Below are 13,501 nucleotides of genomic sequence, written 5' to 3'. Positions count from 1 at the left end.
TATACATAATCTAATTAAAAAAAGTGAGTTCGATATATAATTAATTAAATAAATAATGCTAAAAACTTTAATTATATAAAAATATATCTGAGAAATAAATCGTATATCAAGTAAGGTAAAAAAATTATTACAGAAGTTAAGATATACTAAAAATAAAATTCTATTTATATTATTTAATATCTTAGAGTAATGATATTAGCTAAATTATTATGTTATACTATTTTAAATAGTAAAAATCTAGATACTATAATTTTAGGGGGAATTAAGATGAAGTTAACTAAATCAATATCATCAATATTGTGTTTATCTCTAGTTTTAAGTCTATCACCAGTAGCACATGCAAATGAAATAAGCAGAACAGCAGTGGAGAATACTTTAGTAGGTCAGGATAGATACCAAACTGCTGTTGAGGTAAGTAAAAAAGGATGGAGTAGTGCAAATGAGGCTGTAATTGTAAATAGTGAATCTATTGTAGATGCGTTGGCTGTAACACCATTTGCTAAATTAAAAAATGCTCCTATATTATTGACAGAAAAAAATAATCTAAATTCACAAACTGAGAAAGAATTAAAAAGATTAGGAGTTAAAAAAGTTTATATAATTGGACTATCTAGCTCTGTATCAAATGATGTACAAAAACAGTTAGAATCCAATAGTTTAACTACTGATAGAGTTGGTGGTAGTGATAGATACCAAACAGCCTTGAGTATAGCTAAAAAAATAGAGGGATTAAAAGATATATCAGAAATAGCTGTAGTAAATGGATATACGGGTCTTGCAGACGCAGTTAGTATAGCTTCTGTAGCAGCTACTAATGGAATGGTTATACTTCCAGTGTCTGATGCATCTGGAATATCTAGCTTTAAAGATTTTATAGAATCTAAGAATATAAGTAAATCATACATAATAGGGTCTACTCATGCTGTATCAGATAAAATAAAACAAAGTTTGCCTAATTCAGAAAGAATAGGTGGAGCAGATAGAAATGAAACTAATGGTAAAGTAATAGAAAAGTTTTATACGTCTAATAAATTAAATAATGTATTTGTAGCCAAAGATGGAATGAAAAAGCAAAATCAACTTATAGATGCTCTAGCAGTAGGAGTACTAGCATCAAAAGAAGACTCTCCTGTACTTATAGTAGGAGAACAATTAAGTACAACACAAAAGAGTGTATTTTCTAATAAAAGTGCTACTTCTATAACTCAAGTTGGCAGTGGCGGAAATGAAAGTGCATTTAAAGAATTAAAAGATTTACAGGCAAATAATACTGATAAGAAAGTAATGTATGTAACTAACACGGATAAGGTAAATATAAGAAGTGATGCTACAATAGAAGCTTCTGTTATAGGATATCTAAATAATGGTGATGAAGTAGAAGTTTTAGAAGTGTTAAAAACTGGATGGGTAAAAATAAAATACAATGAAGATATTGGATATGTTAGTGGGTCTTATTTAACAAATAATAAGCCTGATAGTAGTAATGAAAATGTAAAAATAAAGTATGTAAAAGAAAAAGATGGTCTGAATGTTAGAAAAGGGCCAAGTACAGAAGATGAAAAAATAGGACATCTTCCATATGGTAGCAAAGTAGAAACAATAGAAATGTTTGCTACTGGATGGGTAAAAATAAAATATAGTGGTGGATATGGTTATGTAAGTAATGATTACTTATCTGATACACCGGTTATTTAATTATAAGTAATGATTAAAGGGGCTATCTCAAAATAGAGATGAGCCTCTTTTCATTGTTGAAATGATGAAAATATATATGATTTCATACAAAAAAGAGCGCCTCATGAACTAAAAAGTTCATTTTGAGACACTTCCTTTTTTATAAAACTTTGAGTTTGATGGTTATTTCTATTTTGATACCTTAATTCTAGGGTTTATTATTATGGATATTACTATCATACAAAAACTCAAAATCCAGTGAATAATTCCAAAGTTAGATATTAATAAATTCAATCCTGCTATAGCAAATAAGCAATATTTAATTAGAATTAAAAGTGTATTTATAGAAAGTCCTTTTATAGAAAGTATTCTAAATCCTAGGATGGACATTCTAAGTCCTACAAATGCCAATAATATACCTGTAATGTCCTGAATTAAGTAGTAGTATTCAAATTTCATACTTAATCAACTCTTCTCTGAACAGTGTCAAATATCTCTAACTCTTCAATTTCATCATCTGTATATGTAAGCATAGTAAAACCAGTTACACCATAAATAAATGAAATTATAGGAGTAATCCAACTTAAGAAACAATATGGTATAAATTCCAGTGGACTCACACCAAGAGTTTGAGCACAGAAAACAGCATTTGAATTCCATGGTATTAGTGGTCCACCAAGTGTGGCTGTATCTTCTATAATTCTAGATAGATTCTGTGGTTTTAATCTAAATTCTTTGTATATTGGAGACATTAAAGTTCCAACAAACACTGAAGTAAACATCATTGACGAACTAAATGCATTTGCAAAGTAGCTTACTATAAAAGTAGACCCAACTAATTTGGTTCTAGAATTTCCTATTTTAGTTATCATAGGTTGAAGTAGTACCTCTAAGAAACCAGTTTTTTGGAGAATACCAGCAATAACGAAAACTACAAATACTAGTAAAACGGTTTCAGCCATACTCATTATTCCTCCACGATTTAATAGTTTGTCAGCATAAACAAATCCAGTATCTATAGTAAAACCTGATAACATATAATTTAAAATATCACCTATTTTTTCTCCTTCTTGAAATACAGCTATAATAAGTCCCATTACAGCTGAACTTAGTATAGATATAATAGGAGGTTTTTGCAACAATAAAAGTAATAATAAAAATATTATTGGAATCATTGCTACTAAACCAATATGAAAGTTTGAATTTAATACATCTTTAATTTGGTTTATTTGAACATAGTCGATAGTGTTATTTGAATATTTTAATCCAATTACTGTATATAGAACTATACATATTACATATGCAGGTCCTGTTGTGTAAATCATGTGTTTCATGTGTGTAATCACATCTGTCTTACAAACTGCTGCAGCTAAGTTTGTAGAATCTGATAGGGGAGACATTTTATCTCCAAAGAAAGCACCAGAAATCACTGCACCAGCTGTTAAGCCAAGAGGAATACCCATGCTAGTACCAATACTCATCATTGCTATACCAGAAGTTCCAAGAGTTCCCCAAGATGTACCAGTAGCGACAGAAGTAAGTGAACAGACTATTAATGTTGTAAGTAAAAAATATTTAGGGGTTATTATTGTTAGACCACTATACACTACTGTTGGTATCGTACCAGCAGCTATCCAAGCTGCTATTAGTACGCCAACAGAAAGTATAATCAAATTTGACTGAAATGCATCCTTACCAACTTCAAATCCAAAGGCTTCTATTTCATCATTAGTATAACCAAGTTTCATAGCTGCAGGAACTACTATAAGCCATGAAAGTAAAAACATTGTAGTTATAGAAGCATTAAATACAACTATGCCAACTGATGTTAAAGCTATTATTGCAAACATTACTAACAAGGAATATCTAAATGAAGGTCTTTTTCTTTCTGTATCTATTTTCATAGTGAAAATTCTCCTTAAATCTTTTTAGTTAATTGCATTTTTTATTCTTGTAAGAGCTTCTTCAAGCATACTTTGTGGACATGCTAAGTTTATTCTTTGATGTTGACTGCCTCCAATACCAAAGCTGTTTCCTTGATTTAAAGCAACTTTGCCTTTATTTACAAGTATATTTTCTAGCTCATCATCACTTAATCCAAGTTCACTAAAGTCTACCCATAATAAATAAGTACCTTCTGGTTTTCTAACTTTAAGTTTTGGCATATTTTCATGTATATAGTTTATAGCAAAATCTACATTAGATTCTAAATATTCCAAGAATGATTCTAACCAAGGTTCACCATTATTATATGAAGCCTCTGTTGCAACTAAGCTAAAGCAGTTATTTCTTTTTATATCAATTCTAGTAAAAGCATCATCTAATGATTTATAGTCTTTTTTATCAGGTAGTATCACATAAGATGATTGAAGCCCAGCTATATTAAAAGTTTTTGTTGGAGCCATACAAGTAATCGTATTTTTTTCATATTCTTTAGAAATAGATGCCATAGGGATATGTTTATGTTTTTTTAATATGATATCACTATGTATTTCATCAGATATTACTTTTACATTATGTTTAAGGCAAATATCTCCTAATTTCTTTAATTCTTTCTTTGTCCATACTCTACCAACTGGATTATGAGGATTACAAAGTATGAATAATTTTACATCTTTAATATTTCTCTCAATGTCTTCATAATTCATTACATAATTTCCATCTTCTAATTTTTGTAATGGGCTTATAATTAGTTCTCTATTGTTATTTTTTACAACACTATTAAAAGGACTATAAACTGGCTCCTGTATCATTATTTTATCGTTTTCTTTTGTAAGTTCATTTATTAAAAGACTTATGGCTGGTATAACACCTGGGCTATAAACTAACCATTCACTTTTTATTTTCCAATTATGTCTTTTATCTAGCCAATTTACTATAGATTCATTGTAAGAATCTGGTCTTGTTGTGTAACCATAAATCTCTTGTTCTAGTCTATTTTTTAAAGCATCAATTATGCAAGGAGCAGCTTTAAAATCCATATCAGCTACCCACATAGGAAGTAAATCATTGCTTCCATACTTTTTATCCATCTCTGACCATTTAGACGAAAAATTATTGCTCCTATCAACAATTTCATTAAAATTATAATTCATTGTAAAAACCTCCAGTAATTTTTAAATTTATGTTAATAATATTAAGCAAACAACATGCCAAGATATATAATAAAAAGTATTTAACTATAAGTTAATATGTGATATTAAGTGATTTCAAAGTGTAAGGTAGCTAAAAATATTAATTATATTTAGAGATTTGTGGAAAAGGTTATTTCTAATAAGGTTTCATATGTATGAAAATATAAATGAATTGGTTTAAGTGGTTTAACTGTTTAACTTATTAGACCTATTCATTTATATTTTTTAGAAATTCAAATCCTTTTGATGTTATAACTGAACCACCACGACCAACCAGTATGTTTACAAGTCCAAAGTCTTGTAATTCTAAAAGTATATTTCTAATCTGTTGCTCTGTCAAAAATCTATTTTCATCTAAAGCTATTTTGTATAGACTTTTTCTGCCAATTCTTTCTTTTAAATTATAAGCCTTTTTTAAATTATCCAATATAAATAAGTATTCATCTAAAGGTCTTTTAAAATTATAATCATGTTTTAGTGAGTTTTTATCTTTGTTAATGTTTAGTTGATGCTTTCCTATTTTATCGGTTACTTTATTACAGACATTTCTGCTATAATTTGAATCTATAGTATCCAATATGTATTCAGGTAAATCACATATCTCTATAACATCTTTTCCTAAGTAGCAGAAGTATTCTCCTAAGTTTCTTAATTCTCTCACATTTCCTTCCCACCTATACACTTTGAAGATTTCTTTTACTTCTTCACTTAGAATAAAATTGCATGGAATATCGTATTTTAGAGAGTTAAAAATCTCAAATATATCAACAGGTCTTTCTCTAAGAGGGTGTATTTTAAGAGGAAGAACGTTTAATCTAAAATATAAATCTCTTCTAAACATATCTTTAGATACAAGTTCTTTTAAATTTCTATTAGTAGCTGCAATTATTCTTACATCAATATCAATGACATTATTAGAGCCAATACGTCTTACTTGTTTTTCTTGTATAACTCTAAGTAATTTGGATTGTGAATTTAAATCCATTTCTCCAATTTCATCTAAAAATATTGTTCCATTATTAGCCAATTCAAATAAACCCATTTTCCCACCTTTTTTAGCACCAGTAAAAGCACCTTCATCATAGCCAAATAGTTCGCTTTGCAATAAATTTTCTTGAAAAGTACTGCAATTTACCGCTACAAAAGGTCCATCTTTTCTTCGAGAGGCACTATGAATTGATTGAGCAAATAATTCCTTACCAGTACCACTTTCACCAATTATTAAAATAGAGGAGTTTGATTGGGCCATATTATTGGCAATTTTTTTTGTATTAATGGTTTGTATACTGGAACCTAATATATCATCAAATGTATATTTACTAATATTGCCAGAATTGACTAACTGCGCTCTTAGCTTAGCTTGTTTTTTTTCTAGTTGTGAGAATTTGGTCATTTTTAATATAAATCCATCAAATACATTTAATTGTATATGTTTAATTTCTAAATTTATATCGACATGGTTTATTTTAATTAACTTTTCATAAAATGGAGCTTTATTGCTTAATATATTTTGGAAATTGATTTCTTTTATGCAATCACCAACAAATGCATAAATCATTTCATTTGCATTTATAGATAAAATTTTTCTAGCCATATGATTGTAGAATTGAATTATCCCATCATTATTAGTACATATGATTCCATCATCAATTATGGATAATAATAAATCAAATTGTCTTTCAAATTTATTTGCATCTAATAATAATTCACCTGTACTATAGCTTGTAGGAATTATCTTCTCCACATATTTTTTTATTAAGTCATCCTTTATTAGATGTTTTAACTTAGTTTTTGTAGCAATTTCAACAATACAACTTAAATCTATTATTCTATACTTTAAGTCTATGACTTCACAATTTTTAATTTTAGGTAAGATTTTTTCACCAGGAGTTAGAATTATAGCATCTGTAGGGGTAAACTCTATCTCTGGATAGCAAGGTAGGACATTGATATTGTCTATTCCTAATCTATGTATTAAAGATATTGTCTCTATTGCCATATCCTTACTTAGATTATATACATAAATAGTTTTATCTTTTTCTAATTTTGATATCATATCTATACTGTTCTTTTCAAATGTTAACTTAGGTACAATAATTTGAGCATCATAATGAGACAATTTTACTATCTCATCATACTTTAAATAAGCAGATAGAAGTATCAAATTTTCTTTGAAAAATTTTAAATTTCCTTCTTCAAATGAGTATAAATTTATTTTTATATTGTCACCTAAAAATTGTCTTATTTGGTCTTCATAAATTTCTCCAGCATCTTTTTTCAAACTTACAATAGCTAATTCCATTTGTTCCATTTTAACCTCTCATACAAATTTGACTTATTTTAGATTATATAACAATTAAACTAGATATAAATAATTTTGTTTAATTGTTATTATAAATTTATTATATTACACATTGAAATAAAAGAAATCGCTAAAATTGTTCCTTTTATTTTTGTTTTTTGTATCTATTTGGTATAATAGTATTAAAGCATATAATAATTTAGGCAAAATTTTTAAAGAGGAATACTAGAGGAGAATATAACATGAAAAAATGTCTTTACTGTAATAGGGATATAAAGTCGCCAAATAATAAATTAGCTATACAATATGATGACAATACAAATATATATCCATGTCGTGCAGAATGTAAGGAAAAAATTGAAGAATATATAGCAAAAAAACCTACGTATAAGTTTATAAATATATTAGAGGTTCTTTTAGGTGTGGGTGGAATATTCTGTTTTTTGAGTAAATGGACTATTGCAGCCCAGATTGTACTTGGAATTGATGCATTGGTTATATTTTTATTTCCATTAGCAGGGTTTAAGATGAATGGAAAGTTAAGTATGGAACAAACTAAGAATCAAAGTAGGTCTATCGCAATATCAATTTTAGCATTTATAGTAGTAATAACGGTATTATATTTTAAACAAGTTGGTAAGTAGAGCATAATTATATAAGACATCATTAGAGTATGAGGTGAGTTTATGGAAGAAAGAAAATTAGCACCAAACAATGAGAGAGAAGCTCTTATAAAAAGATTAAAAAGAATAGAAGGTCAAGTTAAGGGTATACAAAAAATGGTAGAACAAGAACGTTATTGTGTTGATATATTGGTTCAAATATCTGCTATAAGGTCTGCTATAAATAGAGTAGGCACGATTATATTGGAGAACCATATAAAAGGATGTGTAGCAGAAAGCATCAAACATGATGATGGTGAGCAAACTGAAGAGATGATAAAAGAACTTATGGATACTATAAATAAATTTACAAAATAAGGAGGCGGTTAGTTATGAATCAACAAGGATTTATTATGGAAATTGTTGATGATAGAACTGCGAAATTAAAAATGCAAAGACATTCAGCTTGTGCTGCTTGTGGAAAGTGTGCTACTACAGATTCGGCAGAGTCAAAGGAAATATTAGTAGAAGTAGATAACACAATTGGTGCAAAAGTTGGAGACCATGTAGAAGTAAGTATGGATAATATGAATGTATTAAAAGCAGCTGTAATGGCTTATATAATACCACTTATAGCACTTCTTGTTGGAACAATAGGGACTTATTATATATTAGGTGCAGTAGGGATGACATCTGGTGTTGAAGCCATAAGTGGGCTAGTTGGAATTTGTCTTACAATACTTTGTTATTTGTACTTAAAGAAGAATGACAAAAAATTCAGAGATAGTAGAGAGTTTATACCAGTAATAACAAGAATATTAATTGACCTTTAAAATAATTATAATTAAAAATAGCAATGTACTTTTTAAATAAATACTCGATGTGTATTTGTAAACTTTTAGTACATTGCTATTTTTATGTTTTTATTTTGACTTTCTGTAAGGAATAAAGTTTTTTCTGATTTTTAAAAGATTCAATGTTCTTACAAAAGAAGTTACAACTAATACACCTAGTGCTATCGCGGCACTTAGAAACAGTGCATCTGTACCTTTTGACATGGCCAAAGAATAATTTTTTTGAATCAAAGATAACATTGTATTGTACAATCCAATTCCTGGTATTAAAGGAAGAATACCTGGAATTACAAATACAATAGCTGGTTGCTTTAGTTTTCTAGCCAAAGTTTCACTACATGCTGATACTAAAGCAGCAGCTATAAAACCTGCAAAAACTGCATTTGTAGTAAAGTTAAATAAATAAACATATACAATCCAACCAATTCCACCAGTTATTCCAGCTGGAAGAAGTAGATAAGGTGGTGCATTAAAGAAAACAGCAAATCCAGCAGTTGCAATTCCTGAAAATAAAAAATGTAAAATCATTGACATATCAGTCATTAGAAAGGACCTCCTATTCTATACCATGTATCAAGAACAAAACCAACTCCAGAAGCAATTGCAATAATAATCATAGCTGCATCAAAAGCACGAGAAATTCCTGATATTAAATTACCTGATATTAAATCTCTAATAGCTTTTATAAAAGCAACTCCTGGGAGTAGTGGCATTATGGCACCAACTATAAGCATTTTAGGGTCATTTAAAATGCCTATTTCAACTAGCAGAACTCCTGAAAGTGCAATTAAAAAAGAAGATACTAAACAGGAAAACGCAGATATTGCACTTATCTTCATAGTTTTATCATAAGTAATTGCGGCAAATATTGCTATTATAAACGTAAGTATAAAATTTAATACATAATTCCCTCCAAGCAAACAAGCAAAACAAGCAGATGCAATTCCTGTACAAGAGTAAAATAACCATAAAGGATACGGTTTTACATCTTGGATTTCATAAAGTCGTGCAATGGCATTATCAATATCATATTCTTTGTCGCTTACAAATTCTCGAGAAAAACTATTTAATAAAGAAATCTTATTTAAGTTTATACCTCTTGATTGAATCGTTTTCATAAATGAAAAGCCATCAAATTTTTCATCAGAAATAATTATTACTGTAGGAGTTGTAAAAATATTTACATGATAAAATCCTCTTGACCTGCATATTCTAAGGACACTGTCTTCAACCCTAGATGTTTCAGCTCCATTTTTTATCATAAGTTCCCCTACAAATAGAGCTAATTTTAGAATATTTTTCTTATATTCAAGCTCCTCATTTTGATTCATAAATACACCTCCAAATTAAAAACCGTAATATTGAAATTATACCAAATTTTTAAGCAATATTCTTTAATATATATAAATTATATTATCTTTTTTTATTTCAAAATAGTCACATTTAAATTATATCCAATTAAAAGAATTAGACAATATTATTTATTATATTTTAACTTAAAAATAAAGAAAGTAACTATGTTAAATATGGAAAAATGGCAAAACACTTGACTATTAATTTGTAAAGGACTATAATAATAAATTATCATATTGATAAAAACGAAAATTAAGAAATGTCTGTAAAAATAAAAATTAAATAATAACTAGGAGGAGTAATATGTTTGAGAACTTGAAAAAAGCGGACCCTGAGATTTATGAAAGTATGAAAAGAGAGTTAAAAAGACAACAAAGAAATATTGAATTAATAGCATCTGAAAACATAGTATCAGTTCCAGTAATGGAAACTATGGGAAGTCATCTTACAAATAAGTATGCAGAAGGTTACTCAGGCAAAAGATATTATGGTGGATGTGAGTACATAGATGAAGTTGAAACTCTTGCAATAGATAGAATTAAAAAAATATTTGGAGCAGAACATGCTAATGTTCAACCTCACTCTGGAGCAAATGCAAATATTGGTGTATATTTTGCTATGTTAAAACCAGGTGATGTTGTTATGGGAATGAATTTATCTCAAGGTGGGCATTTAACTCATGGTGCTCCAGTTAATATTTCTGGTCAATATTATAAATTTTATGAATATGGTATAGACAAAGATAGTGGACTTATAGATTTTGATGAAGTTAGAAAAATAGCACATGAAGTAAAACCTAAAATGATAGTTGCAGGAGCAAGTGCATATCCTAGAGAAATAGATTTTAAAAAGTTTAGAGAGATAGCTGATGAAGTTGGAGCATTACTAATGGTAGATATGGCTCATATAGCAGGTCTTGTGGCTGCTGGTCTTCACCAAAATCCATGTGAAGTGGCTGACTTTGTTACAACAACAACTCACAAAACTTTAAGAGGACCTCGTGGAGGAGTTATTTTATGTAAAGAAAAGTATGCTAAAGCTATAGATAAAGCAATATTCCCTGGAATTCAAGGTGGACCTCTTGAGCATATAATTGCATCTAAGGCAGTTTGTTTTAAAGAAGCATTAAGTGATGAGTTTAAAGAGTATCAAGTACAAGTTGCTAAAAACGCAAAAGCTCTAGCTGAAGAACTTATTAAAAGAAACTTTAAATTAATTTCTGGAGGTACAGATAATCATTTAATACTATTAGATTTAACTAATAAAAATATAACTGGTAAAGCTGCAGAAAAAAGATTGGATGATGCTTATATAACAGCTAATAAGAATACAATTCCATTTGACCCAAATGGTGCTCTTGTTACAAGTGGAATAAGACTTGGTACTCCAGCTGTAACTACTAGAGGTATGAAAGAAGAAGATATGGCGGTAATCGCTGAGGCCATAGACTTATGTTTAACTTATGATGAAGAATCTAAGGCTAGAACATTAGTTGTTGGATTAACTGAAAAGTATCCTTTATATGAAGAATATAATATTATGGATTAATTATAAAGAATAATTAAATAAAGTATGTTTAAATAATTATAATGATTGTGTATGTATTTGAATATATGTAGATATAAAGCCCAATTGGTATAGGAGATAATCTTCTATATTAATTGGGTTTTGTATTTTTTAATTAAAACTTTAAGATTTCTTAAGAATTATACTAGGTTTTTCTAAAGATTTAAAGTCTATACTTATAAATATAGTAATTAGAGGAAAAGAAAGACTTTAATGAGGAGGGAATCTTATGAAAGTATTAATTCTTACAGGAAAATTTGGTATGGGTCATTACTCAGCATCAAACTCTTTAAGTGAAGATATAAAAACAAAATTTAATAATTCAGAAATAATAATTAAAGATATATTTGAATACATTATGCCAAACTATTCAGATAAAATGTACAAGACATTTTCTATTCTTGTAAATCGGGGAAGTAGTCTTTATAATTTATTTTACAAATGTACAGAAAATGGAAAGAAAGATATAAAATTTACTTTTTCAGATTATTTTTTAACTAAATTAGACAAGTTACTTAATGAAATACAACCAACAGTGGTCATCTCAACTTTTCCATTTTGTTCACAATTAGTATCAAGATATAAGGAAAAGTATAATTCAAATCTTCCTTTGATAACATGTATAACAGATATAAGTAGTCACTCAGAATGGATTAGTAAAAATACAGACTGTTATTTAGTAGCTAGTAAATCTACTAAAGAAGAACTTATTTTTAAAGGAATAGATGAAGAAAAAGTTAAAGTTAATGGTATTCCAGTAAAAAAAGAATTTAAAAAAATAGAACATATAAAATATTCAAATAAAAAAAATATACTTATAATGGGTGGAGGATTAGGATTACTACCTAAATCAGAACAATTTTATAGTGAATTAAATAGTTTAGAAGGCGTAAAAACTACTGTAATAACTGGTAATAATAAGAAAATGTACTATAAGTTATCTGGTAGATATGAAAATATAGAGGTAGTAGGTTATACTAATGAAGTATATAGATATATGAAAAATGCTGACCTTATTATTTCTAAACCAGGTGGAATAACATTATTTGAAACGATTTATTCAGAGCTTCCAATATTAGCATTTAATCCGTTTTTACAACAAGAGATAAATAATGCTGACTTTATACTAAATAATAGAATAGGGAGAATACTTGATAAAAATAAAAAGTACTATGTAGATGAAATAAAAGATTTAATTTATGATGATGCTACTCTTAAAGAAATGAGTAAAAATATGAGAGAATTGAAAAAACAGTTTGATAATAATACATTAGAAAATATTTTATTTTCATTTGATGAACAAGGAGCGTGTAGAGAATGTATGTAGTAGGTTTAATTATAGTTGTAGCATTGATTTTTTTAATCCATTCAATTATACCTACATATTATAACAAACTATTAAATAAAGATGTGTTAAAAAATATGACTGGAGAAAATGAAATTGCGCTGACATTTGATGATGGCCCAGATAAGAGATATACAGAAAAATTATTAGATGTGTTAAAAGAAAATGATATACAAGCTATGTTTTTTGTAGTTGCAAAGAATGCTGAAAAAGAGCCTGAAATTATAAAAAGGATGTTAAGAGAAAATCACATAGTTGGTTTACATTCACTAGAACATAAGAATGCATGGCTTTACAGCTATAATTATGTTAAAAAAGATTTTATGGAAAGTGTAAATATAATGAAAAATTTAGGTGTAGATATAAACTATTATCGTCCACCATGGGGTCATACTAATCTATTTTCAAATTTATTTGTTAAAAAATATAATTTGAAAATGACCTTATGGGATGTAATGGCGGAAGATTGGAGTAAAGATAGTACAGTAGAGATTATTATAAATAAGTTAATGAATAGAACAAAAGAAAATTCTATAATTTGCTTGCATGATGCAGGTGAAAATTCAGGTGGTGCAGTAGGTGCACCTGAACGTACTATTGAAGCTTTGAAGATAGCCATTCGAAAACTTAAAGATAGTGGTTTTAAATTTGTAGCACCAGAAAGGATGTAG

At 28.2% G+C, this 13,501-nt stretch carries 13 protein-coding genes; 7 read left to right on the top strand and 6 right to left on the bottom strand.

The window, feature by feature from the left end:
* Positions 1–267 precede the first annotated feature (267 nt).
* Positions 268–1,695: a cell wall-binding protein Cwp14 gene (locus tag ACTG48_RS15610; protein ID WP_479917310.1), complete on the top strand. Its 1,428-nt coding sequence runs from the start codon at positions 268–270 to the stop codon at positions 1,693–1,695.
* A 168-nt stretch (positions 1,696–1,863) separates the two neighbouring features.
* On the opposite strand, the gene ACTG48_RS15605 is transcribed toward ACTG48_RS15610, so the two are convergent.
* From ACTG48_RS15605 to ACTG48_RS15590, 4 genes are all read right to left on the bottom strand, one after another.
* The gene (locus ACTG48_RS15605) at positions 1,864–2,133 is read right to left on the bottom strand and encodes a hypothetical protein (protein ID WP_479917309.1); all 270 of its coding nucleotides are present in this window, start codon (positions 2,131–2,133) and stop codon (positions 1,864–1,866) included.
* 2 nt (positions 2,134–2,135) lie between these two features.
* A complete protein-coding gene (gene nhaC / locus ACTG48_RS15600) occupies positions 2,136–3,578 on the bottom strand; it encodes a Na+/H+ antiporter NhaC (RefSeq protein WP_479917308.1) in 1,443 nt (480 codons plus the stop codon).
* A 24-nt stretch (positions 3,579–3,602) separates the two neighbouring features.
* The gene (locus ACTG48_RS15595; protein WP_021385653.1) at positions 3,603–4,769 is read right to left on the bottom strand and encodes a MalY/PatB family protein; all 1,167 of its coding nucleotides are present in this window, start codon (positions 4,767–4,769) and stop codon (positions 3,603–3,605) included.
* A 247-nt stretch (positions 4,770–5,016) separates the two neighbouring features.
* Positions 5,017–7,119 carry a sigma-54 interaction domain-containing protein gene (locus ACTG48_RS15590; protein WP_021385717.1) on the bottom strand — a complete coding sequence of 701 codons (2,103 nt, stop codon included), beginning with the start codon at positions 7,117–7,119 and terminating at the stop codon, positions 5,017–5,019.
* Positions 7,120–7,352: 233 nt separating this feature from the next.
* Here ACTG48_RS15590 and ACTG48_RS15585 point away from each other — a divergent pair, with 233 nt between their 5' ends.
* From ACTG48_RS15585 to ACTG48_RS15575, 3 genes are read left to right on the top strand one after another with little or no spacing between them, the layout of a single operon-like run.
* Positions 7,353–7,754: a hypothetical protein gene (locus ACTG48_RS15585; protein WP_021385692.1), complete on the top strand. Its 402-nt coding sequence runs from the start codon at positions 7,353–7,355 to the stop codon at positions 7,752–7,754.
* Between the two features lie 42 nt (positions 7,755–7,796).
* Positions 7,797–8,090 (top strand): metal-sensitive transcriptional regulator, encoded by a 294-nt coding sequence (locus ACTG48_RS15580; protein ID WP_021385716.1) that lies wholly within the window; start codon positions 7,797–7,799, stop codon positions 8,088–8,090.
* Between the two features lie 14 nt (positions 8,091–8,104).
* The gene (locus ACTG48_RS15575; RefSeq protein WP_479917307.1) at positions 8,105–8,545 is read left to right on the top strand and encodes a SoxR reducing system RseC family protein; all 441 of its coding nucleotides are present in this window, start codon (positions 8,105–8,107) and stop codon (positions 8,543–8,545) included.
* A 90-nt stretch (positions 8,546–8,635) separates the two neighbouring features.
* Here ACTG48_RS15575 and ACTG48_RS15570 read toward each other — a convergent pair whose 3' ends face one another.
* Entirely contained in the window at positions 8,636–9,109 is a 474-nt protein-coding gene (locus ACTG48_RS15570) for a threonine/serine exporter family protein (RefSeq protein WP_021385661.1), read from the bottom strand.
* Entirely contained in the window at positions 9,109–9,897 is a 789-nt protein-coding gene (locus ACTG48_RS15565) for a threonine/serine exporter family protein (RefSeq protein WP_054271303.1), read from the bottom strand. Before ACTG48_RS15565 ends, ACTG48_RS15570 begins: the two co-directional genes overlap by 1 nt.
* Before the next feature lie 325 nt (positions 9,898–10,222).
* Here ACTG48_RS15565 and ACTG48_RS15560 point away from each other — a divergent pair, with 325 nt between their 5' ends.
* From ACTG48_RS15560 to hexD, 3 genes are all read left to right on the top strand, one after another.
* A complete protein-coding gene (locus tag ACTG48_RS15560) occupies positions 10,223–11,467 on the top strand; it encodes a serine hydroxymethyltransferase (RefSeq protein WP_044213851.1) in 1,245 nt (414 codons plus the stop codon).
* Positions 11,468–11,714: 247 nt separating this feature from the next.
* Positions 11,715–12,812 (top strand): monogalactosyldiacylglycerol synthase HexS, encoded by a 1,098-nt coding sequence (gene hexS / locus ACTG48_RS15555; protein ID WP_021385713.1) that lies wholly within the window; start codon positions 11,715–11,717, stop codon positions 12,810–12,812.
* Complete coding sequence (hexD, locus tag ACTG48_RS15550; RefSeq protein WP_479917306.1) at positions 12,803–13,501, top strand: polysaccharide deacetylase HexD; 699 nt, start codon at positions 12,803–12,805, stop codon at positions 13,499–13,501. Before hexS ends, hexD begins: the two co-directional genes overlap by 10 nt.

Source organism: Clostridioides sp. LIBA-6822 (assembly GCF_056688955.1).
The sequence above is the reverse complement of the archived record's forward strand: the minus strand, read 5'-3'. Positions and strand labels throughout refer to the sequence as shown.

Excerpts from the sequence above, each read along its gene's own strand:
- ACTG48_RS15570 (WP_021385661.1), bottom strand. The coding sequence starts at position 9,109 with ATGACTGATATGTCAATGATTTTACATTTTTTATTTTCAGGAATTGCA.
- ACTG48_RS15560 (WP_044213851.1), top strand. The coding sequence starts at position 10,223 with ATGTTTGAGAACTTGAAAAAAGCGGACCCTGAGATTTATGAAAGTATG.
- ACTG48_RS15590 (WP_021385717.1), bottom strand. The coding sequence starts at position 7,119 with ATGGAACAAATGGAATTAGCTATTGTAAGTTTGAAAAAAGATGCTGGA.
- ACTG48_RS15585 (WP_021385692.1), top strand. The coding sequence starts at position 7,353 with ATGAAAAAATGTCTTTACTGTAATAGGGATATAAAGTCGCCAAATAAT.
- hexD (WP_479917306.1), top strand. The coding sequence starts at position 12,803 with ATGTATGTAGTAGGTTTAATTATAGTTGTAGCATTGATTTTTTTAATC.
- ACTG48_RS15610 (WP_479917310.1), top strand. The coding sequence starts at position 268 with ATGAAGTTAACTAAATCAATATCATCAATATTGTGTTTATCTCTAGTT.
- nhaC (WP_479917308.1), bottom strand. The coding sequence starts at position 3,578 with ATGAAAATAGATACAGAAAGAAAAAGACCTTCATTTAGATATTCCTTG.
- ACTG48_RS15595 (WP_021385653.1), bottom strand. The coding sequence starts at position 4,769 with ATGAATTATAATTTTAATGAAATTGTTGATAGGAGCAATAATTTTTCG.
- ACTG48_RS15605 (WP_479917309.1), bottom strand. The coding sequence starts at position 2,133 with ATGAAATTTGAATACTACTACTTAATTCAGGACATTACAGGTATATTA.
- ACTG48_RS15565 (WP_054271303.1), bottom strand. The coding sequence starts at position 9,897 with ATGAATCAAAATGAGGAGCTTGAATATAAGAAAAATATTCTAAAATTA.
- ACTG48_RS15580 (WP_021385716.1), top strand. The coding sequence starts at position 7,797 with ATGGAAGAAAGAAAATTAGCACCAAACAATGAGAGAGAAGCTCTTATA.
- ACTG48_RS15575 (WP_479917307.1), top strand. The coding sequence starts at position 8,105 with ATGAATCAACAAGGATTTATTATGGAAATTGTTGATGATAGAACTGCG.
- hexS (WP_021385713.1), top strand. The coding sequence starts at position 11,715 with ATGAAAGTATTAATTCTTACAGGAAAATTTGGTATGGGTCATTACTCA.